Source organism: Alteriqipengyuania abyssalis (assembly GCF_019857185.1).
In the GTDB taxonomy this organism is placed as follows: Bacteria; Pseudomonadota; Alphaproteobacteria; order Sphingomonadales; family Sphingomonadaceae; genus Alteriqipengyuania; species Alteriqipengyuania abyssalis.
In genome coordinates this window covers 799,985-825,111 of the sequence record NZ_JAHWXP010000002.1, presented here as the reverse complement: position 1 = coordinate 825,111, position 25,127 = coordinate 799,985, and the positions used below count along the sequence as shown (strand labels likewise).

Annotated in this window: 20 protein-coding genes; 10 read left to right on the top strand and 10 right to left on the bottom strand. The window is 64.8% G+C overall.

The window, feature by feature from the left end; translation table 11 throughout:
• Positions 1-56: 56 nt before the first annotated feature.
• Positions 57-2,738, bottom strand: a complete 2,682-nt coding sequence (locus KYN89_RS09150) for a TonB-dependent receptor (protein WP_222824758.1) — start codon at positions 2,736-2,738, stop codon at positions 57-59.
• A 390-nt stretch (positions 2,739-3,128) separates the two neighbouring features.
• Between KYN89_RS09150 and typA the strand changes: the two genes are divergently transcribed.
• Positions 3,129-4,955, top strand: coding sequence for a translational GTPase TypA (typA, locus tag KYN89_RS09145; protein WP_222824757.1), 1,827 nt, complete (start codon positions 3,129-3,131; stop codon positions 4,953-4,955).
• Between the two features lie 135 nt (positions 4,956-5,090).
• Here typA and KYN89_RS09140 read toward each other — a convergent pair whose 3' ends face one another.
• On the bottom strand, positions 5,091-7,490 hold the full coding sequence (locus tag KYN89_RS09140) for a hypothetical protein (RefSeq protein ID WP_222824756.1): 2,400 nt from the start codon (positions 7,488-7,490) through the stop codon (positions 5,091-5,093).
• Positions 7,491-7,815: 325 nt separating this feature from the next.
• Here KYN89_RS09140 and putP point away from each other — a divergent pair, with 325 nt between their 5' ends.
• A complete protein-coding gene (gene putP, locus KYN89_RS09135) occupies positions 7,816-9,312 on the top strand; it encodes a sodium/proline symporter PutP (RefSeq protein ID WP_222824755.1) in 1,497 nt (498 codons plus the stop codon).
• Here the strand turns inward: putP and KYN89_RS09130 are convergent.
• From KYN89_RS09130 to KYN89_RS09120, 3 genes are read right to left on the bottom strand one after another with little or no spacing between them, the layout of a single operon-like run.
• The gene (locus tag KYN89_RS09130) at positions 9,309-10,283 is read right to left on the bottom strand and encodes an alpha/beta hydrolase (protein WP_248285092.1); all 975 of its coding nucleotides are present in this window, start codon (positions 10,281-10,283) and stop codon (positions 9,309-9,311) included. The two genes, putP and KYN89_RS09130, sit on opposite strands and share 4 nt — an antisense overlap.
• 1 nt (position 10,284) lies before the next feature.
• Positions 10,285-10,953, bottom strand: coding sequence for an SdpI family protein (locus KYN89_RS09125; protein ID WP_222824754.1), 669 nt, complete (start codon positions 10,951-10,953; stop codon positions 10,285-10,287).
• Positions 10,950-11,264, bottom strand: coding sequence for a metalloregulator ArsR/SmtB family transcription factor (locus KYN89_RS09120; protein WP_010234167.1), 315 nt, complete (start codon positions 11,262-11,264; stop codon positions 10,950-10,952). The genes KYN89_RS09125 and KYN89_RS09120 overlap by 4 nt, the downstream gene beginning before the upstream one ends.
• Before the next feature lie 106 nt (positions 11,265-11,370).
• On the opposite strand from KYN89_RS09120, the gene KYN89_RS09115 reads away from it, so the two are divergent.
• Together KYN89_RS09115 and KYN89_RS09110 are read left to right on the top strand one after the other, a co-directional pair.
• Positions 11,371-11,745, top strand: coding sequence for a VOC family protein (locus KYN89_RS09115; protein ID WP_222824753.1), 375 nt, complete (start codon positions 11,371-11,373; stop codon positions 11,743-11,745).
• Positions 11,746-11,815: 70 nt separating this feature from the next.
• A complete protein-coding gene (locus KYN89_RS09110; RefSeq protein ID WP_248285091.1) occupies positions 11,816-12,838 on the top strand; it encodes a DUF4424 family protein in 1,023 nt (340 codons plus the stop codon).
• On the opposite strand, the gene budC is transcribed toward KYN89_RS09110, so the two are convergent.
• A complete protein-coding gene (gene budC, locus KYN89_RS09105) occupies positions 12,829-13,617 on the bottom strand; it encodes a meso-2,3-butanediol dehydrogenase (protein ID WP_222824752.1) in 789 nt (262 codons plus the stop codon). The genes KYN89_RS09110 and budC overlap by 10 nt on opposite strands.
• A 111-nt stretch (positions 13,618-13,728) precedes the next feature.
• On the opposite strand from budC, the gene KYN89_RS09100 reads away from it, so the two are divergent.
• Positions 13,729-14,418: an extensin-like domain-containing protein gene (locus KYN89_RS09100; RefSeq protein WP_222824751.1), complete on the top strand. Its 690-nt coding sequence runs from the start codon at positions 13,729-13,731 to the stop codon at positions 14,416-14,418.
• Here KYN89_RS09100 and KYN89_RS09095 read toward each other — a convergent pair whose 3' ends face one another.
• The 3 genes from KYN89_RS09095 to KYN89_RS09085 all read right to left on the bottom strand — a co-directional run bounded on the left by KYN89_RS09095 (position 14,419) and on the right by KYN89_RS09085 (position 16,461).
• A complete protein-coding gene (locus tag KYN89_RS09095) occupies positions 14,419-15,189 on the bottom strand; it encodes an esterase/lipase family protein (RefSeq protein ID WP_222824750.1) in 771 nt (256 codons plus the stop codon). It lies immediately after the preceding gene.
• A gap of 143 nt (positions 15,190-15,332) precedes the next feature.
• Positions 15,333-15,851: a DUF3617 domain-containing protein gene (locus KYN89_RS09090; protein ID WP_222824749.1), complete on the bottom strand. Its 519-nt coding sequence runs from the start codon at positions 15,849-15,851 to the stop codon at positions 15,333-15,335.
• 52 nt (positions 15,852-15,903) lie between these two features.
• Positions 15,904-16,461, bottom strand: coding sequence for a DUF3617 domain-containing protein (locus KYN89_RS09085; RefSeq protein WP_222824748.1), 558 nt, complete (start codon positions 16,459-16,461; stop codon positions 15,904-15,906).
• A gap of 118 nt (positions 16,462-16,579) precedes the next feature.
• On the opposite strand from KYN89_RS09085, the gene uvrB reads away from it, so the two are divergent.
• The 4 genes from uvrB (at position 16,580) to KYN89_RS09065 (ending at position 21,827) form a co-directional block, all read left to right on the top strand.
• Complete coding sequence (gene uvrB / locus KYN89_RS09080) at positions 16,580-18,757, top strand: excinuclease ABC subunit UvrB (RefSeq protein ID WP_222824747.1); 2,178 nt, start codon at positions 16,580-16,582, stop codon at positions 18,755-18,757.
• A 401-nt stretch (positions 18,758-19,158) separates the two neighbouring features.
• Positions 19,159-19,689 (top strand): CIA30 family protein, encoded by a 531-nt coding sequence (locus KYN89_RS09075; RefSeq protein WP_248285089.1) that lies wholly within the window; start codon positions 19,159-19,161, stop codon positions 19,687-19,689.
• A 60-nt stretch (positions 19,690-19,749) separates the two neighbouring features.
• A complete protein-coding gene (locus KYN89_RS09070; RefSeq protein ID WP_222824745.1) occupies positions 19,750-21,261 on the top strand; it encodes a S10 family peptidase in 1,512 nt (503 codons plus the stop codon).
• The gene (locus KYN89_RS09065) at positions 21,261-21,827 is read left to right on the top strand and encodes a hypothetical protein (protein WP_222824744.1); all 567 of its coding nucleotides are present in this window, start codon (positions 21,261-21,263) and stop codon (positions 21,825-21,827) included. Before KYN89_RS09070 ends, KYN89_RS09065 begins: the two co-directional genes overlap by 1 nt.
• Here the strand turns inward: KYN89_RS09065 and KYN89_RS09060 are convergent.
• Positions 21,763-23,838: a protein-disulfide reductase DsbD family protein gene (locus KYN89_RS09060; RefSeq protein ID WP_222824743.1), complete on the bottom strand. Its 2,076-nt coding sequence runs from the start codon at positions 23,836-23,838 to the stop codon at positions 21,763-21,765. The two genes, KYN89_RS09065 and KYN89_RS09060, sit on opposite strands and share 65 nt — an antisense overlap.
• A 50-nt stretch (positions 23,839-23,888) precedes the next feature.
• Between KYN89_RS09060 and KYN89_RS09055 the strand changes: the two genes are divergently transcribed.
• The gene (locus KYN89_RS09055) at positions 23,889-25,112 is read left to right on the top strand and encodes an FAD-dependent monooxygenase (protein WP_222824742.1); all 1,224 of its coding nucleotides are present in this window, start codon (positions 23,889-23,891) and stop codon (positions 25,110-25,112) included.
• Positions 25,113-25,127: the final 15 nt, after the last annotated feature.

Here is a 25,127-nt window from a genome sequence, read left to right as displayed (position 1 = left end):
AAGAGGCCCCGCAACGGGGGCCTCTTCTCCTGGTGTCCAATTCTCTTGCGAGAGGCTTAGAACTTGAAGCGCACGGTGCCGCCATAAGTGCGCGGCGCGCTGGGGTAGCCCGAGACCGAGCCAGACTGCGCAACGCTGGGGAAGACCGTCAGGATGTAGCGGTCGTTGGTCAGGTTGCGGACATAGCCCGAAACCTCGATCCCGTTGGCCAGCGCCAGCGTGAGCGATGCGTTGACCAGGTTCACTTCGCGGCGGAAGTTGTTGTCGCGCACCGTCGTAAGGCCGTTGTTCACGAACACGTTGCTTTCGTGGCTGTAGTCCACGCGGGCGATCAGCTGGTTGCCGCTGTAGCCGAAGTCGTGGGTGTACGTCGCCGAGGTCGAGATCGCGAACTCTGGGATGCCACCCGGCCGCATACCGGTCAGGTCGCCAACCGGTGAGTTTGCAAAGCTGTCGTAGGTTGCGTCGAGATAGGTCATCGCGAAGGTGATCGCCAGCGGATCTGCCGGAGTGATGACCGTGTCGAACTCGAACCCGCGGGTCGACTGCTGTTCGGCGTTGGACAGCGCGAACCCGGTGCCGGTGAACAGGTTCGACTGGAAGCCCTTGAGCGTCTGGTCGAACAGCGCGAGGTTGAACGAGATGCCCGGGTAGTTCCCCTTCAGGCCGATTTCGTACACTTCGGCATTTTCCGGCCCCGCAAAGCGCGTGCCGACCGTCAGGTTGGTGATCGGCAGGCCCGCATCGCGGATCGGCGAAGACGGCGACAGGAAGCGGCTGCCACCCACCACGCCCGGCACACCCGCAGGAAGCGTGGCGGGAATGTAGTCACCGAACACCGGCCGGCTATCACGCGACAGGTTGATCGAGCTTGCCTTGAAGCCGGTCGCGTAGGTCACGTAGGTGTTCAGCTCCGGCGTGATCTCGAACGAGGCACGCAGGGTGTAGGTGAACTTGTCGTCATGGGTCTTGCCCGGCTCGACCGCGTTGGGAACACCGAGGAACGGCGGCAGGAACTGCAGCGCGGCAAGGCCCAGCAGCGGGTTACACACCGCCGGGTTGGACACGCCGGACGGGCACGGCGTCACCGCCAGCTGCGACACCTGGCCGAACACGGCCTGCCCCAGAGGGGTGCCGACGAAGGCATTGAACTGGGCCGGGTCGGTCGCGTCGATCCCGGCCGCATTGGCCAGGGCGCCGACGATATAGGCATCCGCCAAGTTGACGTTCGCCAGCGGATCGAGCGAGCGCTGCGAAAGCTGGAAGTCCTTCCGGTCGTCGGTGTAGTTGAACCCGGCGGTCAACGTCAGGCGATCGTCGAGCATGGTGAAGTCGAGCGTGCCGAAGACCGACCAGCTCTCGTTCTGCATCGCATAGCTTTCCAGCGTGCTCGGCCCGGCAGCGAAGCTTGACCCCACCGGCAGACCCAGCTGGGTCTCGACCGCTGCGAGCGTGCCCGGCCTGCCGCCACCTGCCAGCAGATCGAAGAACAGACGCCCGTCTTCGCCATTGATGATGCTGCTCTGCTGCGTCACGTCGTCGTTGTAGTAGAAGCCGCCCAGCAGGAAGTTGAACGGTCCGTCGAAGTCCGAGGCCACCCGCACTTCCTGCGTGAAGGTCTTGGCCTTCTGGTCGCGGAACTCGCGGATGAAGTCGAGCCCGGTGAAATCGACATCCTGGTTGAAGAAGTTGTCGAGCACACGATACGCGGTGATCGCGGTGATCCCGATCGTATCCAGATCGAGGTCGGCCTGCCACGAAAGACCGTAGCTTTCGACTTCGTTGGTCGGCAGGATGTTGAGCGCCGCGGTATCGCCGAAGAAATCATTGGTGATGATGTTGCCACCTGCGGCGAACACCAGCGGCGTGGTCGGGCCGGCAACAAGGTTGTTCACCTGGCAGCAGATCTCGTCGATCTTGGAATAGTCGCCGATCGCACGCATGCGCAGCGGGCCGCCATTGTCGAACAGCAGGTCTGCACGCGCGTTCCAGCGGTTGCGATCGTTCAGCTTCTCGTCGAAGCCGATCACTTCGGCATAGCCGTCGCGCTTGTTGAGCCCGCCCGAAACCGCGAAGGCCAGATCGTCGGTCAGCGGACCGGTAATGTCGCCCTTCAGCACGATCTGGTTGAAATTGCCGTAGGTCGCGCTGACCGAACCGCCGAAGTCGAACTGCGGCTCACGCGTGATGACCGAGACGACGCCCGCGCTCGCGTTCTTGCCGAACAGGGTCGATTGCGGACCGCGCAGCACTTCGATGCGGCTCACATTGGCAAGGTCGCCGATCGCGCCGGCAGAGCGCGAACGGAACACGCCGTCGATGAACACGCCGACCGACGGCTCGACGCCGAAATTGTTGTCGCCGTTGCCGAAGCCGCGGATGATGAAGGTGGTGGTCGACGAGTTCTGCAGCTGGCTCACGCGCAGCGACGGGGTAACCGTCTGCACGTCGATAAGGTCGCGGATTTCCGCACGCTCAAGCGTTTCGCCGGTGGTCACGCTGACCGAAACAGGCGCTTCCTGAAGGGTCTGTTCGCGCTTGGTCGCGGTGACGACGATGGTGTTGCCACCCAGCGCCTGTTCCAGCTCTGCCGCGGTCTCGACATCCTCGCCGTTGTCGGACTGGCCGGCAGGCGCGTTGTCCTGCGCATGGGCTGCGACCGGCAGCGCGAGCGCGGCAACACCGGCAAACAGGGCGTGGCGGGAAAATCCGGCGATGCCGGAGGACGAATGAGCCATCGAGTGCTTCCTCTCTCATGTGGTTTCGGTGCGCATGATTTGCGCTTGGTGAAATTCAGTAAACTGCGAAATACCCTCACTCAACTGCGAAAAGCGCGGAATCCGAAGGGCTCGCGCGCAAGTGTTGCCCAAACGGCACAGGGATACGCCGCCGGTCGCGCTTGCCGTAGCGTAATGGAACAGGTCGCCCGCGCCTTTCTACCAGGCGCGATTCGCCGCCGCTGCGACAACTTGCGCGATTCGCCCGGTTATGCGCTGGCATCGGCCCTTCGCATGCCGCTTTGAGTGCGCGAGAGCCTCGCATCACTTGCTGCATTGCACCAAGGCGGCTAAGGGCGCGGCGCAACAGCGCCCCGCGCGCGTCTTCCTCCCCGAAAGCGAACCTCTTCCATGTCCCTGCGCAATATCGCAATCATCGCCCACGTCGACCACGGCAAGACCACGCTGGTCGACCAGCTGTTCCGCCAGTCCGGCACCTTCCGCGAAAACCAGCGCGTCGACGAGCGCGCGATGGATTCCGGCGATCTCGAAAAGGAACGCGGGATCACCATCCTCGCCAAGTGCACCAGCGTCGAATGGCAGCACGGCGACGAGACCACGCGGATCAACATCGTCGATACCCCGGGCCACGCCGACTTCGGCGGCGAGGTGGAGCGGATCCTCTCCATGGTCGACGGCGTCATCCTGCTGGTCGATTCCGCCGAGGGCCCGATGCCGCAGACCAAGTTCGTCACCGGCAAGGCGCTCGCGCTGGGCCTCAAGCCGATCGTGGTGGTCAACAAGATCGACCGCTCCGACGCGCGCCCGCAGGAAGTGCTCGACGAAGTGTTCGACCTGTTCGCCTCGCTCGACGCGAACGACGAACAGCTCGACTTCCCCAGCCTGTGGGCCTCGGGCCGCGACGGCTATGCCAGCGAGGACGAGACCGCGCGCGAAGGCGATCTCCAGCCGCTGTTCAAGCTGATCGTCGACCACGTGCCGCCCCCCGGCCTCGACACCGACGGCCCCTTCGCCTTCCTCGCCACCCTGCTCGACCGTGACAACTTCATGGGCCGCGTGCTCACCGGCCGCGTCCAGCAGGGCAAGATCAAGGTCAACGACCCGATCCACGCGCTCGACCGTGACGGCAAGGTGATCGAAGTCGGCCGCGCGACCAAGCTGATGAGCTTCGACGGGCTCGAGCGCGTCCCGGTCGACAGCGCGCAGGCGGGTGACATCATCGCGATGGCCGGCCTGGAAAAAGCCACCGTCGCCAACACCATCGCCGACCCGAGCGTGAAGGAACCGATCGCCGCGCAGCCGATCGACCCGCCCACGCTCGCGATGCGCTTCGCCGTCAACGACAGCCCGCTCGCAGGGCGCGAGGGCGACAAGGTGACCAGCCGCATGATCCGCGACCGCCTGATGCGCGAAGCGGAAACCAACGTCGCCATCCGCGTGACCGAAGCCGACGACAAGGACAGCTTCGAAGTCGCGGGCCGCGGCGAATTGCAGCTGGGCGTGCTGATCGAGACGATGCGCCGCGAAGGCTTCGAACTCGGCATCTCGCGCCCGCGCGTGCTGTTCAAGGAAGAGAACGGCCAGCGGATGGAGCCGTACGAAACCGTCGTGATCGACGTGGACGACGAATTCTCCGGCACGGTCGTCGAGAAGATGCAGCGCCGCAAGGCCGAGCTGACCGAGATGCGCCCGTCGGGCCAGGGCAAGACCCGCATCACCTTCTCCGCCCCCAGCCGCGGCCTGATCGGCTACCACGGCGAATTCCTGTCCGACACGCGCGGCACGGGGATCATGAACCGCCTGTTCGAGAAGTACGACGCGTACAAGGGCCCGATCGAAGGCCGCCAGAACGGCGTGCTGATCTCGATGGTGCCGGGCGAGGCGGTGCCCTACGCATTGAACGCGCTGGAGGACCGCGGCGAGCTGTTCATCGGCGGCGGCGCGAAGATCTACGAGGGCATGATCATCGGCGAGAACGCCAAGCCCGACGATCTCGAAGTCAACCCGATGAAGTCGAAGCAGCTGACCAACTTCCGCTCGACCGGCAAGGACGACGCGATTCGCCTCACCCCGCCGCGCGTGATGACGCTGGAACAGGCGATCGCCTATATCGACGACGACGAGATGGTCGAAGTCACCCCGCAGAACATCCGCCTGCGCAAACGCCACCTCGACCCCCACGAGCGCAAGCGCCACAAGCGCAAGATGGACGCGTAAGCCGTCTCAGGCGGAGGCTTCGGCCTCCGCCTGAACCCATTAGTATTCGTCACCCCGGACTTGATCCGGGGTCCAGCTATCTTCCTTGCTTTGGAGGACGCCCAGCACCCTGCTCCACGGCAAAAATGGGTTTGGCTACTCTGGCAGGAATCCTAGTTCGAACACCATCGGCCTTAGCTTGTCGGACAGGCGCAAATAGGCTGCTCGGAAAGGTTCGAAATCGGTCAGCTCAGCCTCGCTGTTGGCTTCCAGCGCACGACGGACTTGATACCAGCCCGCATCGGGACGGTTGAGCTTGAACTCATCCCTGATTTTGCGCGGGAACTGCGTCTCGTGGAAAAGCGCCCACAACTTCCGGCCTTCATCCATGACTGCCTCTGCCTGCGGCGACAAATCAATGTCTGCGATGTAGCGAGCCATAAAATCCGACTCGAAGCGCCCCTTGGCGCCCACTTCAGCCTCCGTAAAGGGAATGAAATGGTTCGTCAGCGACCACTCGCGACCATTCCATTCAAGACCGTCGACACCCGCGGAGAGATTGCCGCCATTAAAGAGCATCCAAACAAGGCAGTCGGACTTAAACTCGTCGCTAAGCGGCTTGGAGGGCTGGAGGAATTGATCGCGGTCATTAAGCCACGTTGGCTTGATCAGCCGCCGCACCGCGAAAACTATCGCGGCCTTCCAAAGGTTTTCTTCGGTGACGAAGAACGCCCCAGCGTTTCCATAGCCCGAGGATAAGAGACCAGTGGTGGCTGCATGCTGTAGGTCGTTACCAAATACAATCATGCTGCCGATTGCGCCATCGGCCCATTTCCTGCCCCGAACATCCTTCGTACTTGAAGATGGTGTGAGCGCGTTTTTCAAAGGCACCGCGTCAACCGAGTTGGAGCGTGGACGAACGATCCATTCAGCTAGAGGCGGTCTGAGATTTGTTCGGTAAAATCGTTTTTCGCCAACCGGCTGACCGCTACGATCAAGGGCAAGCGTATTGATGTGCGCGGGAGGATGCGGCTTCGCCAAACTCCAGATGAGAAAGCCAATCGGGAAATTACCTTTTAGGCTATCGAATGCTTTGTTATGAACTACGAACCCGTCAAGGTATTCAGCATTCCATTCCTCCCTAAACTTCTCAAAGTTCGGTGCATTTACGTATTTTAGGGTACTAAACATCGCCAGAGTTGCCCTCGGCACTTCCTGCCCGATCCTATAGAGGAATTGGGCAAAAAGCTCCCTTTTAGCATAGCCAAAACCATCCATCTGATGACTTATTTTTGTTTTGGCGACTCCCTTCTTGAGCTCGGCCCGCCTGCCCTTTTCCTTTGTATTGCCGACGTTCATAGCCTCAGCGTAAGGGGGATTGATCAAAACAAGAATTGGCTTAGCGCCCTTCTTGCCCACTCTTGCATTAGCAATTGCCTCTTGCAGCGCGCAGGGCATTTTATTGCTAAGCTTGTAATCAATCTCGCCGAAATCGCTGATGTCGTCGTTGAGGTAGTCATACTGAAAAATCTCTGCGCCGGCAAATGCTGGATTTGATTTCATTATCTTGACATCAGCCTCGTCAAGAGTTGACATATAGACATTTCGTAGATTGGAATGCTTGGCTTCCAAATTACCCACCCCTGCACACATATCCCAAACGATATAGCGCTCCTGCCATTTTGCTCCGAGAGTGGCTTTCAGATGATCATAAGCTTTGTCGACGATATGCAGTGGAGTATAATACGCACCCTTGAATTTCTGCTCGTCGAGCGGGAGCAAGCTATCGCGCCGCTCCAGCAGGTAATGCCGATGCTGCCTCTCCGGCGGACGGTGATAAATCGCCCAGAAGTTCTGGTAACCCCGCTTGCTCGCAAGTTCGTAAACTTGACCATCGAGCAAGAATGTTGGGCCTGCGGCGGTCATCAGCATCCGCGCTGGTAGGTTCGCCATCTTTTCACTGGTCCCGTCGTGCATGATGTCGGCGAAGAAAAGAACCGCGTAATCGGCTTGATTTTGAACGCCCAACTCGCTCCCGACCATATCAACCCAGCGGTCAAAAACTTGTCGCAAGTTGTCCGGCGTAATCGGTGTACGGATTATTCGTCTGTCGCGGATGGCGTCTTTGACAGCGGAGACAAAAGCGGCCTCGTCATGCTCGATCTCATACTCGACAATATGTGCTTGGACATATGGGGCGATCTGCGCCGCCAATTTTTTGTCCGCCCCCGACCCTGACTTAGGCCACTCGATGGTTTTGTCATCGAGAAGCGCAATCGCCTTCTCAGTCTGCATCAACGCCGCCTTCTCACGGTCAATCACCGCCAAGAAAGCAGGAATTGCCTCACCCCGCTTCTTCGCCGCGCGAACGTAGAAGAAGAGCTGCGCGAACATTATGATGGTCGGCGCTGGCGCATCTTTGGCCTCGAACCAGACCTCTTCTGTCTGAATGTCCACCAAGCCTTTGAAATAGGACTTGAGACCAAGCGCCTTGATGTAGGCGTCCTTTACGTCTTCTTCTGTCCGAGCTCGAGCGAGAGCATCAATCAGTCTCATGTCAGTTCGCCCCTCCTGCCCGCCCGTCTTAGCGCAGCGGAGTCGCCGGACAACCCGATGATTTTCCTACTCCCCCGCGCCGCGCTACACTCCACGCTGCTCTTTCGCACCGTCCGTCACCACGCCGCGCCCCCGTCACGCCGCTGATCGACGGGGTCGATAAGTCCGCGCCGTTCGATCGAGTGGATTTGAACCCCTGGACTGTGTGTCAGGTGTGTCAGGCCACCGCGGAAATGCCGCTCTGCGCCCGCTCCGCCTGCCCTGCGCGGGGCACTTTCCGGCTCCCTGTGGTCAAACCGTTCAGGAGTCGTTAGGCAATGCGCCCATGCAGACAGGCGTACTCATCTCACTCGCAGCCTATTTCGCCCTCATGCTGGGCATCGGGCTATTTGCTTGGAAGAAATCGACCGATACCTCGGAAGGGTATCTGCTCGCCGGACGCGGGCTTTCGCCCGGGGTGGCGGCGCTCTCCGCCGGCGCGTCGGACATGTCGGGCTGGCTGCTGCTGGGCCTGCCCGGCGCGCTCTACGCCGCCGGCCTGGTCGAGGCGTGGATCGGCATCGGCCTGTTCCTGGGCGCGGTGCTCAACTGGACGATCGTCGCGCCGAGACTGCGCGAACAGACCGAACGGCTGGGCAATGCGCTAACCATTCCGGAGTTCATGGCCAACCGCTTCCCCAGCCGCGCGGTGGCGCTGCGGGTGGTCTCCGCGATCGTGATCGTGGTGTTCTTCATGGTGTACTCCGCCGCAGGCCTGGTCGGCGGCGGCAAGCTGTTCGAAACCGCCTTCCCCGCGCTGCTGCCCGATACCGGGCTGAGCGACTACATGATGGGCGTGTGGATCACCGCGGGCGTGGTGCTGGCCTACACGATGGTCGGCGGGTTCCTCGCGGTCAGCCTGACGGACTTCGTGCAGGGGGTGATCATGCTGCTGGCGCTGGTGGTGATGCCGCTGGTGGTGATGTTCGGCCCCGGCGGGAGCGCGGGCGACAGCCTGACCGACATCCAGCCCGGCTTCCTCAGCCTGACGCAGGGGCTGACCGCCATCGGCTGGCTCAGCGCGGTGACCTGGGGCCTGGGCTATTTCGGGCAGCCGCACATCATCGTGCGCTTCATGGCGATCCGCTCGATCCCGGAGGTGGCGACGGCGCGCAATATCGGGCTGATCTGGATGTTCGTGTGCCTGCTCGGCTCGCTCGGCATCGGTCTTGCCGGACGCGCCTATGCGGACCGCAACGGGATCGTGGTCGACGATCCGGAGACGATCTTCGTGGTGCTGGCAGACCTGCTGTTCCACCCGCTGGTGACCGGCTTCCTGCTCGCCGCCCTGCTGGCCGCGATCATGAGCACGATCTCCTCGCAGCTGCTGGTCTCCTCCAGCTCGCTGACCGAGGATTTCTACCGCCTGTTCCTGCGCCGCGACGCGAGCGAGCGCGAGGCGGTCAATGTGGGCCGCGTCAGCGTGCTGATCGTGGCGCTGGCCGCGATCTGGGTCGCGAGCGATCCGGAGAGCGAGGTGCTGGGCCTGGTCGCCAATGCCTGGGCGGGCTTCGGTGCCGCCTTCGGTCCGCTGATCCTGCTCGCGCTGGTCTGGCCGCGGATGACCGGGTCCGGCGCGCTCGCCGGGCTGGTGGTCGGCGCGGGCACGGTCGGCTTCTGGATCGCACAGGGCTGGAACAGCGAGTTTCTGGGCGGCCCGGGTGTGTACGAGATCATCCCCGGCTTCATCGCCTCGACCATCGCGGTCGTGCTCGTCAGCCTCGCCACGAAGGAAGAGGATCTGGGCCACTACGCGGTCGAGGGTGAGGCCGAGGCAGCCTAGCTGGCGTCGCTCCCGGTCACGACCTCGACGATCGCGTCCACCACTCCGGGCGCGAGCGGCAGGTCGGGGTCGGCATAGGTAGCAAGGTTGGCCGCGCTGGTGTCGTCCGGCACCTGCTTGAGGACGTGGTTCGCGCGCTCGAGGATCACCAGCGTTGCATCGGGCCGCACGTTCGCCAGCGCCCGCGCGTCGGCGGCGGGCGTCTGCAGGTCCGCGCTGCCGTTGAGGATCAGCACCGGCAGATCGTGCGCCGCGATCACCTCGGCAGGCTCCTGCCGGAACACGCTGCCGAGGAAGCCCTGCACCTGCGGGGCGAACAGCGGCACGAGTGCGGGATGCATCCCGGCAGCCGGAACGCTATCGCCCGCCTTGAGCTTAGCGATGATCGCATCGATCTCGGGCAGTAGCGGAGCATTTGCGGGATTGGCGGCGAGCTGCGCCCTGAGGACATCGCCCAGGTTGCGCGCCACGCTCGCCACCAGCAGCAGCCCGCAATAGCGCGAAGGGTCTTTCGCCGCTGCCGCCATCGTCATCAACCCGCCCTCGCTATGGCCGAGCAGCCAGACGCACTGCCCGCCGCTTGCTTGGGAGATCCTATCCGCCCAGCTTTCTATGTCGGCGACATAGTCGTCCACGGTCACATCGTTGGGATCGGGCACCGCGGCCGCGCTGCCGAACATCCCGCGCTTGTCGATCCGGACCGAGGCAATGCCCCGCTGCGCCAGCGCCTCTGCGAGCAGCTTGTAGCTCTGCGCCGCGATGCCCAGCGGACTGTTTCCGTCGCGGTCGGTCGGGCCGGAGCCGGGTACGATCAGCACTGCGGGAGTCCCTTGCGCGAGCGTGCCCTCCAGCGTGCCAGCAAGGTCGCCCTGCAAACCGGCATGGGTGGTGGTGATCGCCTCCTGCGCGGACAAAGGAGAAGCCATTGCCGAGAGCATCAGCGCGGTCGCGAGTGTGGTAGCTTTGCGCATCTTACGCCTCCTTCCCGGTGTGGCTGTGTGTGCGCCAGAACCACCAGCTGTAGATGACCGGCACCAGCGCGGCGAGCAGCGTCCCGCCGAGCATCACTGCCAGACGCAGCCCGGCAGACACATCCAGCAGCGCCGCGATCACGAGCGCGCCGCCCGCCAGCATGAACAGCTTGCCGCCCAGACGATGGGTGGCGACCCAGTTGTCCTCATCGGTGATCGTCCACGGCGTCCGGATCCCGACGAAGAAGCCCGGGCGCGACTTGGGCAGTGTGTTGCCGATCACCACGAACAGCAGACCGACCAGCAGCATGATTGCCCCGGCACCGGGCGAATATCCGAAGACCGGCGCCGCGATGATGCCCTGCAGGGCGACGAACAGCGCCATGATCCCGATCCATACCGCGCGCAGCAGCGGGGCGGATTTGTCGAGCTTGTCCTGCAGCGGCTCCAGCATCGGAGTGACCGCGAAGACCAGCGCGACGAACAGGGAGACACCGGCAGGCATCAGCAGCGCGGGCAGCGGAGACATCGTCTGGTCCACTTCGCCGGCAGCGTTCCAGTGGGTCGGCAATTCCATCCCCACGGGCGCGATGCCCGCAACCCAGAAGGCAAACCCTGCCATCAGCGCGACGAGCAGCAGATTGACCAGCAACAGCGATCGTACCTTCATGTGCTTTCCTTTCCATTCAGACCGTCGCGCTGCGACACGGCGTCCGGTGCGGAGCCGATCCCGACCCGTCCCATGAACCCGTGCAGCGCCTCTTCGAGCGTGGACATGTTGATCGTGTAGACCACCGATCCCCGTCGGTTTTCTCCCTGGATCAGCCCGGCTTCCTTCAGCTTCGCGAAGTGGCCGGACATGGTCGGCTTGGATACGGGGAAGCGATCAGCGAGATCGCCCGCGGTCATCCCGCCCGACTTGAGCAGTTCGAGCACTTCCCGCCGGATGGGGTGCGAAAGGGCGTCGAAGACCTTGTTCATAGGTATTTAGCTAAATGCCTAAATGATTCGAGTCAAGATGCCCGTTAGGCGCACGGCCAGAGGTGCGGTAGAATAGCGAAAGGTCGCGCAGGGAGAGGATGACGAGATGGCGAGAGTGACCGGCCTGGGCGGCGTATTCTACGTCGTGAAAGATCCCGCTGCGACGCAGCGGTGGTACGAGGAGATTCTCGGCCTGACCGGCGATTACGGCCCGCAGATCCCATGGTCGGACGAGCCGCACGCAGCGCCCTACTCGCTGATCAGCCACTTCGCGGACGACAAGTATATCGAACCCGGCAAGGGCGGCTTCATGATCAACCTCAGGGTCGATGATTGCGACGCGATGGTCGAGCAGTTGAAGGCCAAGGGCGTCGAGATCTTCGGCCAGGTCGATGAAGGCTATGGCAAGTTCGCCTGGCTGCTCGACCCGGACGGGGTGAAGATCGAGTTATGGGAACAGGGCGACGCGCCCGATTCCTGACCGCTCGCCACGGGTTGCGCCGGCATGCTATATTCGCGCAGGGCCGCACAGCCGGGGGAGTTCGTCGAACATGATTGCACGTGTGATGCCGCGCGCAGCGCTGCTGGCGGCGGTGGGTCTGCTGCTCGCCAGCCCGATCGCCGCGAATGATTCCGAAGCCGAAATCGGCCTCGGCGGGATCGTCCTCAAGCCGTCGAGCGCGCTGCGCCTGCTCAAGGAAGACCTCTATCTCTCCGCAGAGCTGGTGACGGTCGACTACGTGTTCGAGAACCCGACCGACGAGTACGTCACCACCACGATCGCCTTCCCCATGCCGGCGCAACCACGCGGCCTGGTCGCGCGCGATGTCTATTACGACAACACCGAAAACTGGTCCGGCTTCGACTTCTCTACCCATGTCGATGGTCGCCCCGTTCGCCTCCGGCAGATCGACCGCGCAATGATCGGCACGCGCGACGTCAGCGATCTGATCGCCAGCCGCGGATGGCCCGCGGCATGGGCGCTCGCCGACGAGCTCAACCCCTTTGCGGGGCTTTCGGAGGCAGAGCTTGCCCCGCTGCTGGCCGAGGGATGGGCGGTGCGCGATCCGCTGTTCGGCGAGCAGGCAGTCCCCGCGTGGGATCTGGTCACCTACTTCGTGCGCGAACAGACGTTCGAACCGAACAGCAAGGTCGCGGTGCGTCACGAATATGTGCCGCTGGTCGGCGGGAGCGCCGGAAGCGCGCTCTATCCGCAATATCGTAGCGACGATTCCGACAGCATCCTGACCGAGTACCGCACGAAATACTGCCTCGACGACAGCATCCTTGCCGGGGTGGACAAGCGGGTTGCCAATCCCAGCGGCGATGAGGCGCAGCAGACCTACATGGGCGAGACCTGGCTAAGCTACGTCCTCTCCTCGGGCGCCAACTGGAGCGGGCCGATCCGCGATTTCCGCCTGGTGGTAGACAAGGGATCGCCCGACAATCTGGTCAGCTTCTGCATGGGCGGAGTGACGAAAATCAGCCCGACCCGGTTCGAGGTGAAGAAGACCAATTTCGAGCCCAGCCGCGATCTCGACGTGCTGATCCTCAGCTTCTTCCGCTACGACTGAAACGCCTGGAAATTGGGCTGGCCGTTGGACGCGCTGACCCCGCCATCCACGGGCAAGTTCACACCGGTGACGTGGCGCGCATCCTCGCTGGCGAGGAAGGCGACAACCGCTGCAACGTCTTCCGGTTCGCCCGCCCGGCCCAGCGGGATGCGGCGCAGGAAGGCGTCCAACAGCTCGTCCTTATCACGGATGCCCTCGCTCATCTCGGTTTTCGTCAGCGACGGGCACACCGCGTTGACGCGGATGCCTTGCGCACCGAGTTGCAAGGCGAGGCCGCGCGTCAGGTTCGTCACGGCACCCTTGCTCGCGTTGTAGATCGGCATGGTCCAGTCGCCGCCGGTGCCAGACACGCTGGAGGTGTTGACGATCGAGCCGCCGCCGGGCGCGTCGCTATTGCCGAGATGCGGGATCGCGGCGCGGCACAGGTACAGGACGCCCTTCACGTTGATATCGATCACTGTGTCGATATCCTCGTCGCTCGCCTCGGCAAGCGGGCCTGCCGTTGCGGTGCCCGCATTGTTCACCAGGCAATCGAGCCCGCCAAACCGCTCGACAGTGCGCGCAACCAGTTCCTTCGCGAAGGCGGCGTCTGACACGTCCCCCTCCACCAGCAGCGTGCGGGCCTCGTCCAGATCGCTCGCCACGCTCTCCAGATCGTCGCGGCTGCGGCTGTTGAGCACCACATTGGCACCCTCCTGCGCAAAGCGGCGGGCGATGGCTGCGCCGATCCCTTTGGAGGATCCGGTCACGATCACGGTGCGGTCGGTAAAGCGTTGCATGCATTCCTCTTTCTGGCTGCGTCACCTTGGCAATGGGCGGCCCCCGCGAATGTTTCCAATGCCCCGATCTTAGGCTGGTGTTAACCAAGCTCCAGCCATGATCGCGCCGTCATGCACCTGTCGAGATTCCTTCTTGTGGCCTGCATCGCGATCGGCCTTTCCGGCTGCCAGCTGCTGCCCGGTGGTGGCGGTCGCGCCGATCGACCGGGACCGCGCACCCCGACCAGCGCCCCGCAGACCGGCGCGGTCGCGCCGAGCCTCATCGGCCAGCAATGTCTCGCCAAACTGGGTGCCTCTGGCGCGAGTTTCTCGCCCCTGCCCAACGCCTACGACGCGCCCGGCTGCACCCGGATCGACACCGTCTCGCTGAGCGATCTGCGGGGCGATGCGGGCCGCTTTGGAATCGCCAATATTGGGCCGGTCACCTGCCAGACCGCGAGCACCTTCGCAGGCTGGGTCCGCTACGGTGTCGATCGCGCGGCGCGTGCCTATCTCGGCAGCCCGCTCGCCCGGATCGAGACGATGGGCAGCTATTCGTGCCGCAACGTCGCGGGCACCAGCAGACGCTCCGCCCACGCGCGGGCGGAGGCGATCGACGTCGCTGCCTTCGTGCTCGAAGACGGGCGGCGCATTTCGGTGATCGGAGACTGGAAGGGCGGCAGCTCGGACGAGCGCCAGTTTCTACGAGTGGTTCGCGAGAGCGCATGCAAGCGCTTCGGCACCGTGCTCAGCCCCGATTACAACGCCGCACATGCCGATCATCTGCATCTGGAAGTGGGCGACAGCAGCTTCTGCCGCTAGTCAGTCCTCGTCGGCCCAGTCTATCTCGCGGGCGACCGCACGGATCGCCTCGGGCGAATAGGAAAAGCCCATATGGCTGCAGCGGAGGGCAACCGCCCGGTCGCGCTCACCCGGGTAGCCGGCGGCCGAGCGCGGGCTGATCGCGCCGTCGCGCGGGCTCCACAGCGCCACGGTTTCGACCGGGGGTTTGCGTGAAAGCTGCGCGGCGATCTTCACATCGGCGATCCGGTGGCCGGCCACCGCCTGATAGATCCGCCACACGTTGTTCGCGCGCAGATTGCCCGAAAAGGGCGAGCCCATCGAAATCACCTTCGCCACCGCATCGGGCTGACGCTTGGCCAGTTCGCGCGCGTAGAGTCCGCCGAGGCTCCAGCCGACCAGCACCACCGGCGCGCCCGCCCGCTGGTGCAGGTCGAGCAGGCGGTTCTCCAGCTGGCTGAACAGATCTTCGGAAAAGCCCCAGTTATAGCCGCATCCCCAGCGCTTGACCGTATGGCCCGCGTCTTCGAGCCGCCGCGCGAAATAGCGCATCTTGATCGGATTGGTCCCGAAACCGGGCAGCACCATCACCATCCGCGGGTTCTGCGCTTTGGCCATGCGAAACGGTTTGAACAGGCTGCGGTAGAGGCGGCGCACGGGTTCGATCATGTAGCCAAGCTCGCGCAGCAGCAGCCACAGGCGCGGGCCGGTAGAGCCGTCGGGATCGGGTTCGCTGGCAAGTTCGATGCGGCGCGCCCACTCGCTGTCGGCGAGCGCGGTGAACCCGTACACGCCGGTGCTGGGTGCTGGCTGAGCGCTGGCCTGTGCTATCCTGAAAAAGCCTCGCATGCCTTCATAATGCGGCAAGAGGCTTAGAGTTTCACGAACCGGTCGACACCGGCCCTATGCGCGGGGCGCATGGGTGGTACGCGCGCCTACTTCCCCTCGTCGGGGCACTCACCGATCCGCTCGCTCGTCACGCGCATGTCGATGCCGCCCTTGCCGCCTTCGAACCCGGCGACGGTCATCCTCAGGTCGGTCGCGGTCTCGCTCAGCGTGCCCTCGATCCGGGCCTCGGTCTCGGGCTGGAACTGGTCGCCCTTGCAGGTCATCACCGCGTTCAGCGTACCATCCTGCAGATCGTAGCTATCGAAGCGACAAGCATCGCGGCCCTGCATGTCGAGCAGCATCTCGCGATAGCCACCCGCGACATCCGCCTGTGTCAGGCACGTCGTGTCGTCGGCGAACTGGCTGCCCGAGGCAGCGCCGCCCGCCCCGCCGATGCTCACCTGCATGCGATACAGGCCGGGCTGGAGTACGACATCGCCCTCCACCTTTTCGGGCGGAGCCTCGTCCTTGTCGTAGAGCGACTCCCCGCAGCCCCCCAGACCCAGCGCGAAGGACAGGGTCAGGAGCGCGACGATGCCGCCCCGGGATACAACGCGCTTGGTCATGGGGTGCCTTTATCGCTTGCCTGTCAGGTTGGTCTGAGGGCGGGCCGGGTGACTAGGTGGGGCAATCGCCGATCCGCTTGCCGGTGACAGTGCCCTTCATGGTGACATCGCCTGCACGCGTGCCGCTGATCCGGTTATCCATGGTGAGCGTGAAGCTCTCGTCCCCGAACTGGCCGTCCATTGCGATTTTGGCCGTGCCGCCCTCATCGGTTGCGCAGGTCATCCGCAGGGTCAGGTTGCCGCCTGCATGGTCGAACTTGTCATAGGTGCAGTTGTCGTTCTTCTCACCGCCGAAGAAGCCCGCGTTGGGCCGGTCCGCTTCCTCCTGCGTCAGGCAGGATGTGGTCGTCATCGCGCTGCCCATCTGCTTGGTCATGAAGTCTTTCATCTTCTCGGGCACGCCGGGAATATCGAATTCGGTGAACTCGATCGTGTTTTCCCACTGGCCGGGGCGCATGGTGATCTCGTCGCCGGCAGCAGCGACTTCGCTGGCCATTTCCTCGCTGGTGAGTTTGCCATCGGCGTCGGCCTTGTCGGCATTATCGCTCGCGCCGTCGGAGCAGGCGGCCAGCAGGGCCAGGCAGGCGGATGCGGCAAGAATGGTGCGCATGGTGTGTCTCCCGGGAAGCATTGGTGGGCCGTAACCCGTCAGGCCATCACCCTAGGCAGCAGGGCCAAGCGCGACAACTGCCATTGCGACGGGCGTGCGATGCGCCAATATGAACGCCATGGCCGAACTCATCATCAGACGCGGGCTCGACGAGCCGGACACCACCGGCGAATTCGTGCCCCACAAGCCCGCGCGCCCCGAAAAGTCGATGCCGGGCAAGCGCTTCGAGCTTGTCAGCGAATACGAGCCCGCGGGCGACCAGCCGACCGCGATCGAGGAACTGGTGCGTGAGGCCGAGGGCGGCGAGAAAACGCAGGTGCTCCTCGGGGTGACCGGCTCGGGCAAGACCTTCACCATGGCCAAGGTGATCGAGGAACTGCAGCGCCCTGCGCTGATCCTCGCGCCCAACAAGATCCTCGCCGCGCAGCTCTATGGCGAGTTCAAGAGCTTCTTCCCCAACAACGCGGTCGAGTATTTCGTCAGCTACTACGACTACTACCAGCCCGAAGCCTACGTGCCGCGGTCCGACACCTACATCGAGAAGGAAAGCTCGGTGAACGAGGCGATCGACCGGATGCGCCACTCGGCCACCCGCGCGCTGCTGGAGCGGGACGACGTGATCATCGTCGCCTCGGTCAGCTGCCTTTACGGTATCGGCTCGGTCGAGACCTATTCGGCGATGATCTTCGACATCAAGACCGGCGAGAGCGTCGACCAGCGCGAGCTGATCCGCAAGCTCGTCGCGCTGCAGTACAAGCGCAACGACCACGCCTTCGCGCGCGGCAATTTCCGCGTGCGCGGCGACAATCTCGAAATCTTCCCGTCGCACTACGAAGACACGGCGTGGCGCATCAGCTTCTTCGGCGACGACATCGAGGAAATCGTCGAGTTCGATCCGCTGACCGGCAAGCCCGGCCGGAAGCTCGAAAAAGTGCGCGTCTATGCGAACTCGCACTACGTCACCCCCGGGCCGACGATGAAGCAGGCGACTGAGGCCATCAAGTTCGAGCTCGCCGAACGGCTCAAGGAGCTGGAGGCGGAGGGCAAGCTGCTCGAACACCAGCGGCTGGAGCAACGCACCAATTTCGACCTCGAGATGATCGCCGCGACCGGCAGCTGCAACGGGATCGAGAACTATTCGCGCTTCCTCACCGGCCGCCTGCCCGGCGAGCCGCCGCCGACCCTGTTCGAATACCTGCCCGAAAACGCGCTGCTGTTCGTCGACGAGAGCCACCAGACCGTGCCGCAGATCGGCGCGATGGCGCGCGGGGACCACCGACGCAAGATTACGCTGGCCGAATACGGCTTCCGCCTGCCCAGCTGCATCGACAATCGCCCGCTGCGCTTCAACGAATGGGACGCGATGCGCCCGCAGACCTTCGCCGTCTCCGCCACGCCGGGCGGGTGGGAGCTGGAACAGACCGGCGGCGTCTTCGCCGAACAGGTCATCCGCCCCACCGGGCTGATCGACCCGCCGGTCGAAATCCGCCCGGTCGAAGACCAGGTCCAGGACTGTATCGAGGAGTGCAAGGCGACCGCCGCCAAGGGCTACCGCACGCTCGTCACCACGCTGACCAAGCGCATGGCGGAAGACCTGACCGAGTTCATGCACGAGGCGGGAGTCAAAGTCCGCTACATGCACTCCGACGTCGAGACGCTGGAGCGTATCGAGCTGATCCGCGACCTCAGGCTGGGCGTGTACGACGTGCTGGTCGGCATCAACCTGCTGCGCGAAGGCCTCGACATTCCCGAATGCGGGCTGGTGTGCATTCTGGACGCGGACAAGGAAGGCTTCCTACGCTCCGAAACCTCGCTGATCCAGACCATCGGCCGCGCGGCGCGCAACGTCGATGGCCGGGTGATCCTCTATGCCGACCGCATCACGGGCAGCATGGAACGTGCGATGGCGGAGACCGAGCGCCGCCGCGAGAAGCAGCGCGCGTATAACGAAGAACACGGGATCACCCCGACCACGATCCGCCGCGCCATCGCCGACATCACCGCCCACGCGACCAAGGGCGAGGATGGCGAACCCGAGGACGAGGCCGCGCCGCTCGTGGGCCACAACCTGCGCGCCTACATCGAAGACCTCGAAAAGAAGATGCGCGAAGCCGCCGCGAACCTGGAGTTCGAGGAGGCAGGCCGTCTGCGCGACGAAATCCGCACGCTCGAGGCGGACGAGCTTGGGTTGCCCGAGAGTGAGCAGAAAGCGCCGCGCGTGGGGCGGAGCAACGAAGGCAAGCCGGGGACGAGGAAGCTGCGGTATGGGCGGACGCAGAAGAAGTGGAGCAAGTGACGATAACACGATCGTGTTATCGGGACACATTATCGTGTTTTCGAAGGGTGCTACTGAAACCTAATGACACCCTTCGAAATCGTCTCCCTGATCGTCGCCATCATCATGCTCGCGGGCGGCTTCGCCTATGCGGGCATCCAGATCGGCAAGTCGCTCGGCGAGAAGAAGTGAGCGCCCATCCCCCCACCGTCATGCCGAACTTGTTTCGGCATCCAGCCCTCCGCCTGATCCGATCGTCCAAAGCCGAAGACTGGACCCCGAAACAAGTTCGGGGTGACGGTCTGGACGCTCGCCATGCCCTGCGGCCCGCATCCTAACCTGCGCTGATTGTCCATCCCCAAACCTAAGATGACGCCGGGGGGCAGTGGGCTTAATCCACCGCCATGCTATACGCCCTCGCCATGAGCCTCTCCGCCATCGAACCCGGCACCTGCCGCACGCTGATCGATTTCAGCGATCCCGACGAGTTCGCGCGGTGGGAGGTCGTCAACGACGGGGTGATGGGTGGCCGCTCGAAGGGCCATATCGAGCAGGTCGGCGGCGCGCTTTCCTTCACTGGCACCATCAACCCCAATGGCGGAGGCTTCACCTCGCTGCGGCGAACCTTGCCCGAAAGCGCAATGGCAGGGGCGCGCTGGCTGCGGATCGTCTATTCGGGCGATGCGCGCACCTATGAGGTGACGCTGCGCTCCGATGCGAGGGAGCGGGGGCGGCGTATTGCCTATCGCGCAACCCTGACACCCGAGGAAAGCGAGGGCCAATGGTCCCTCGCGCTGATCGACCTTGCAAACTTGGATACCTCGCTGTTCGGCCAGCAGGTCGACGCGCCCGCCTTCGCAACGCAGGAAGCGCACAGCGTCGGGCTGATCATCGCCGACGGGATCGATGGCGATTTCGCGATGCGGCTCCAGCGGATCGAAGCCTGCGCCTAGCGGCCATGCGCTGGCCGCAGGTGGATTTACGCGTGCGTGAAGGGCTGGCATAGCGCCGCCATGATCCTTCGCACGTTCAGTAATCTTGCCGCCGCAGCCGCGCTGGCAGCCGCCCTCCCCACCATCGCCATCGCGCAAGACAACGCAGACGCCGCCAAGTCGGAAGCGCCGAGTATCGAGCCGCAGGTGCGCACCCGCGACCTCAGCGGCACCTTCGGCGGGCAGCGGATCGGCTACACCGCGACCATCGCCGAGCACGTGCTGGCCAACGACGACGGCAAAGCAGAGGCAGTGATCGTCACCACCAGCTACGTGAAAAACCCGCGCGACACTTCGCGCCCCGTTTTCTTCATCTACAACGGCGGGCCCGGCTCGGGCTCGGTATGGCTGCAGATGGGCGCGTTCGGGCCGAAGCGGGTGGCGATTCCCAGCGATGCGCGCGACGATGGTGCGCCGCCATACCCGATCCTCGACAATCCGGACTCGCTGCTCGACGTCGCGGACCTCGTCTTCATCGATCCGCCGGGCACGGGCTTCAGCTACCTGACCGAGGGCACCGACCCGAAGAAATATTACGGGCTGGAGCAGGATGCGCGCGCGGTCGCCACAGTGATCCGCCGGTGGATCAACGACAACGGGCGCTGGAACAGCCCCAAGTACCTGGGCGGCGAAAGCTACGGCACCACGCGCACCGCGATGGTCGTGCGCGAGCTGGAGGGCGCGACCTACAACGATGTCGGCCTCAACGGGCTGATCCTGATCTCGACCATCCTCGACTTCGCCGCGCGCGAGCCGACGCCGGGCAACGAGATGGCGTACGTGATGGCGCTGCCCAACATGGCGACCGCGGCCTATTACCACGGCAAGGCGACCGCGCCTTCGGTGGAGGCGATCGCCGAGGAAGCGCGCCAGTTCGCGATCGGCCCCTACGCCACCGCGCTGATGAAAGGGCAGGACCTGCCCGCCGCCGAACGTGCGAGCGTGCGCGCCGAACTCTCCCGCCTCACCGGCCTTTCCGACGCCTTCCTCGACCAGGCGGAGCTGCGAGTGACCGACCAGCGCTTCTACAAGGAGCTGCTGCGCGACCGGGGGCTGACCATCGGCCGGCTCGACAGCCGCTATACCGGCACGGATTACGACAATGCGGGCGAATATCCGGACAACGACCCCAGCTTCTACGGCATCGATGGGGGCTATACCGCCGCGATCAATTCCTGGGCGCGCGACACCCTCGGTTTCGAGACCGACCGCGAATATCAGGCGATCGGCAGCGATCCGGGGCGCTATTGGGACTGGTCGCTCTCGGGCCGGGGGCGCGGAGCCTACCTCAACGTCGCGCCCTTCATCGGCGATGCGATGCGGCAGAATTCGCAGCTGCGCACCTTCGTGGGCCAGGGCTGGTACGATTTCGCCACGCCCTTCTTCGGCGCGGAATATTCATTGAACCGCGTGGGCATCCCGCAGGACCGGGTCGAGTTCCACTACTACGACGCAGGCCATATGATGTATATTCGCGACGAGGACCGGGCGAAGCTGTCGCGCGATATCCGCGCCTTCATTCGCGCCCGCTAATGGAGCGCCGCACCCTCGCCCTGTTCGCCGCGCTCCCGCTCGCGCTGGCGGCGTGCCAGCCGCCTGCAGCAGAGCGTTACGAAGAGCGTAACGATCCGCCCGAGCCAGAGAGCTTCGCCAGCGAGCCGCAGGCCTCTCCCGATGCGCAAGGCGCGGTGTGGGCACCCAGCCAGACGCCGCTGCGCCTGCTCTATGGCATTCCCGGCCAGCAGCCCTTCGCCGCGATCGCGTGCGAGATGGAAGGCGAAACGCCATCGCTGCGCGTGACCCGCTTCGTGCGGGCGGACGAGGGCGCGCAGGCGCTGATGGCGATGGTCGGCAATGGCCACAAGGAACGCTTTGCCGTCGATGCCATCGATAATGGCCGCGCCTTCCTGTGGGAGGGCACGATCCCGCTCGCGTCGGAAAAGCTCGACGTGCTGACGGGCCTGCGCCGGGTGGAGCTGACCATTCCGGGTGCGGGCACGCTGGCGCTCAATGCCAGCGATGCGCCGCGCAACCTTATCGAGAGCTGTCGTCTGGCTGCGCGGAAGCAGTCGCCAGATCCGGAAGAACCTGCGGAGTAAGCACCTGCGGCAGGCGCTGCGGTGCGCTCGCGCCCGGCGCATACCACAGGTAAAGCGGCACGCCCGCCACCCCCTGCTGCGTCAGGAAGGCGGTAATCGCGGGATCGCGCCGCGTCCAGTCGCCGCGCAACACCACCGCATCGGCACCGTCCAGCGCCTTCGCGCTCGCCTGCGTCTCGATCGCAACGCTCTCGTTCACCTTGCAGGTCAGGCACCAATCGGCGGTGAAATAGAGGAACACGGGGCGGTTTGCTGCACGCGCCTGCGCCAGCGCGGCCTCGCTGAAGGGCTGGCTGGCGAGCATGTCGCTGGTCGCGTTGCTCGCATCCGGATCGAACTGCTGCGCTGCGTGCATAAGCAGGAGGGGCGCGACGATCGCGAACATGGCTATCAGCGGCTTGCGCTTTGTCTGCTGCCGCTCCGCCGGAGCAAGCAGGACCGCGAGAAGCCCAAGCACGCTCGCAGCCGCGCCGACGCACACGACGAGGAACATCGTCCCGCCGGTGCGCCACAGCAACCAGCCGAGCGCCAGCGCGGTCAGCCCCATCGGCAGCGCCATCCAGCGGCGGAAGGTCACCATCCACTTGCCGGGCCTCGGCAGCCGCTGGCGGATGGCGGGCACGAACCCGACCAGCAAGAACGGCAGCGCAATACCCAGCCCCAGCGCGGCAAACAGGCCGAGCGCGAGGGGCCACGGAAGCACCAGCGCCGCGCCCAGCGCCGCCGCCATGAACGGCCCGGTGCACGGCGTGGCGACGAAGGCCGCGAGTAGGCCGGTGGCGAACGAGCCGCGCCCGCTCGCGCCGCCGCCGGTGATCGCCATCCCGGGAATCTCGAACGCGCCGAGGAAGTTCGCGGTCAGCGCCACCGCCAGCAGGAACAGCGCCACCACCACGCCCGGCTCCTGCAACTGGAACGCCCAGCCGACCGCCTCTCCGCTCGCGCGCAGAACCAGCAGCAGTCCGCCCAGCGCAAGGCAGGCAAGCACAACGCCTGCGGTATAGGCCAGCGCATCCTTGCGCGCCGACGCTTCCGACCCGCCCGCCTTGGCCAGCGACAGCGCCTTGAGGCTGAGGATCGGGAACACGCAGGGCATGATGTTGAGGATCAGCCCGCCCAGCAGCGCCGCACCCAGCAGCGCCCACCATGGCGGGAGGTCGCTGCCCATGCGGATCGGCTCGCCCCCGGTCGGCACTGTGCCCGGCGCGCCTTCGAACTGGAGGCCGGTGCCATCGCCCAGCCTCACGATACCTGAAAGGCTCGCGGGCATGGCCGCCCCCTCGGCGAGCGGGATCTCCGCGACCAGCATGTCGCCCGCGCGCGCAAAGCGCTGCGGCGCGGCGTAGCGGACCAGTTCGCGCGTCCCCACGAAGACATGCGGGGTGCCGACATTGAGGCTGGCGGGCAGGGGAATCGCGATCCGCAGGCTATCGCCCTCCATCGCGAAACGTGCGGGTTGATCGAGCGGGGCGGCAAGCGCGCTCTGGAATGCGGCGAAGCGCGAATCCTGTTCACCCGCGCCCACCCCGACCACCGCGCGCAAGCGCGCCTCCTGCGGCACGCAGATTGTGTCGGTGCAGGCGAGGTAGAAGGCCTTCCCAGTCAGCTCGAACGGGCCGTCCACCGCCGCATCCGATGCGACGCGCAGTGGCGCGACGACCGCGTAATCGCCTTCGAACACGTGGTTCATCAGCCCGCCGATCAGCAGCGTCTTGGGCGGGGGATAGTGGAAGTCGCCGATGGTGATACCTGCGGGCAGGTCCCACTCGACTTGCATTCCCAGCCCCGCATCGCCGGGATTGGACCAGTAACCGTGCCATTCAGCGGACTTGGGTGAGAACTCGATTGCGATCCGCGTCTCGCCGCCCTTGGCCACCGGCCCTTCGACCAGCAGGCGCGCGGCGATGTTGGCGTCCTGTGCCTGCGCCGCGCCGGGAAACAGCGCCGCGAACAGTGCCGCAACGAACAGCGCCAGCACACGGCGAACCACGGGGAGGCTTGCGGAGGTCATCGCCAGCGGCCTAGGGCTGTCGCAATCCCAAGACAAGCGAGCGCCCAGCAATGCCCCAACCTTCAGATACGCGCGATCTCCTGATCCTAGGCGGCGGACTCGTCGGCATGACGCTGGCGCTGGCGGCGGCGAAGAAGGGCATCGCCAGCCATGTGGTGGACCGCGCCGATCCCGCAAGCCTGACCGCGGAAGGCTTCGACGGGCGCGCCTCGGCGATCTCCACCGCCAGCTGGAACCTGTTCACCAATATCGGCCTGGCCGAATCGCTCGAGCCTTATGGCTGCCCGATCGCGAAGATCGCGGTGACCGACCAGCTCAAACCCGGACGGATCGACTTCGCGCCGGAGGAGCATGAGGGCTCGCTCGGCCGCATGTTCGCCAACCGCCAGCTGCGCCTCGCGCTGTTCGAAGCGGCCAAGGCAGAGCCGCTGATCGCGTGGCACGCGGGCGTGGATGTTGTCGCGCGCGAGCGTGGCGACCACGGCGTCAGCGCAACGCTGGCCGACGGGACCGTGCTGAAGGGCCGGCTGATGGTCGCCGCCGAAGGCCGCCGCTCGCCCACCCGCGAGGAGGCCGGACTCAAGATCGCCAACTGGCAGTACAACCACCGCGCGATCATCGCCGGGCTGATTCATTCCCAGCCGCACGAGAATGTCGCGTGGGAAATCTTCTATCCCGAAGGCCCCTTCGCGCTGCTGCCGATGCTCGACGACGAACAGGGCCGCCACCGCAGCGCGCTGGTGTGGACGGTGGACGAGAGCGATGGCGACGGCGTGCTCGCGATGGGCGACCGCGCCTTCATCGCCGAGGTCGAGAAGCGGATGGGCCGTATCTTCGGCGATCTGCAGGCTAACGGCCCACGTTCATCCTATCCGCTCGGCTTCCACCACACCGCCAAGATCGTCGAGCACCGGCTGGCGCTGGTCGGCGATGCGGCGCACGGCATTCACCCCATTGCCGGGCAGGGTCTCAACCTGGGCCTGCGCGACGCGGGTGCGCTGGTGGAAGTGATCGCGGAGGCCAGGCGGCTCGGCCTCGATCCGGGCGATGCGGAGATGCTGGCGCGCTACGAAAGCTGGCGCGGGCTCGATGCCTTCATGGTCTCGCTCGCGACCGACGGGCTGACCCGGCTGTTCGGCGTTTCGGGCCCCGGTGCCTCGGCGATCCGGCGGCTGGGCATGGCGGGCGTGCAGCGGATCGAGCCGCTCAAGCGCTGGTTCATGGACGAAGCGCGCGGGGTGAGCGGGGACGTGCCTGCGCTGATGCAGGGCTAGGCTCGCCTCGCACCG

Bases quoted from the DNA above. Each gene is read 5' to 3' on its own strand.
- KYN89_RS09125 (WP_222824754.1), bottom strand. From the start codon at position 10,953: ATGAAGGTACGATCGCTGTTGCTGGTCAATCTGCTGCTCGTCGCGCTG.
- KYN89_RS09110 (WP_248285091.1), top strand. From the start codon at position 11,816: ATGATTGCACGTGTGATGCCGCGCGCAGCGCTGCTGGCGGCGGTGGGT.
- KYN89_RS09150 (WP_222824758.1), bottom strand. From the start codon at position 2,738: ATGGCTCATTCGTCCTCCGGCATCGCCGGATTTTCCCGCCACGCCCTG.
- putP (WP_222824755.1), top strand. From the start codon at position 7,816: ATGCAGACAGGCGTACTCATCTCACTCGCAGCCTATTTCGCCCTCATG.
- KYN89_RS09120 (WP_010234167.1), bottom strand. From the start codon at position 11,264: ATGAACAAGGTCTTCGACGCCCTTTCGCACCCCATCCGGCGGGAAGTG.
- KYN89_RS09070 (WP_222824745.1), top strand. From the start codon at position 19,750: ATGATCCTTCGCACGTTCAGTAATCTTGCCGCCGCAGCCGCGCTGGCA.
- KYN89_RS09130 (WP_248285092.1), bottom strand. From the start codon at position 10,283: ATGCGCAAAGCTACCACACTCGCGACCGCGCTGATGCTCTCGGCAATG.
- KYN89_RS09090 (WP_222824749.1), bottom strand. From the start codon at position 15,851: ATGACCAAGCGCGTTGTATCCCGGGGCGGCATCGTCGCGCTCCTGACC.
- KYN89_RS09115 (WP_222824753.1), top strand. From the start codon at position 11,371: ATGGCGAGAGTGACCGGCCTGGGCGGCGTATTCTACGTCGTGAAAGAT.
- budC (WP_222824752.1), bottom strand. From the start codon at position 13,617: ATGCAACGCTTTACCGACCGCACCGTGATCGTGACCGGATCCTCCAAA.
- KYN89_RS09075 (WP_248285089.1), top strand. From the start codon at position 19,159: ATGAGCCTCTCCGCCATCGAACCCGGCACCTGCCGCACGCTGATCGAT.
- KYN89_RS09065 (WP_222824744.1), top strand. From the start codon at position 21,261: ATGGAGCGCCGCACCCTCGCCCTGTTCGCCGCGCTCCCGCTCGCGCTG.
- typA (WP_222824757.1), top strand. From the start codon at position 3,129: ATGTCCCTGCGCAATATCGCAATCATCGCCCACGTCGACCACGGCAAG.
- KYN89_RS09140 (WP_222824756.1), bottom strand. From the start codon at position 7,490: ATGAGACTGATTGATGCTCTCGCTCGAGCTCGGACAGAAGAAGACGTA.
- KYN89_RS09055 (WP_222824742.1), top strand. From the start codon at position 23,889: ATGCCCCAACCTTCAGATACGCGCGATCTCCTGATCCTAGGCGGCGGA.
- KYN89_RS09100 (WP_222824751.1), top strand. From the start codon at position 13,729: ATGCACCTGTCGAGATTCCTTCTTGTGGCCTGCATCGCGATCGGCCTT.
- KYN89_RS09060 (WP_222824743.1), bottom strand. From the start codon at position 23,838: ATGACCTCCGCAAGCCTCCCCGTGGTTCGCCGTGTGCTGGCGCTGTTC.
- KYN89_RS09085 (WP_222824748.1), bottom strand. From the start codon at position 16,461: ATGCGCACCATTCTTGCCGCATCCGCCTGCCTGGCCCTGCTGGCCGCC.
- uvrB (WP_222824747.1), top strand. From the start codon at position 16,580: ATGGCCGAACTCATCATCAGACGCGGGCTCGACGAGCCGGACACCACC.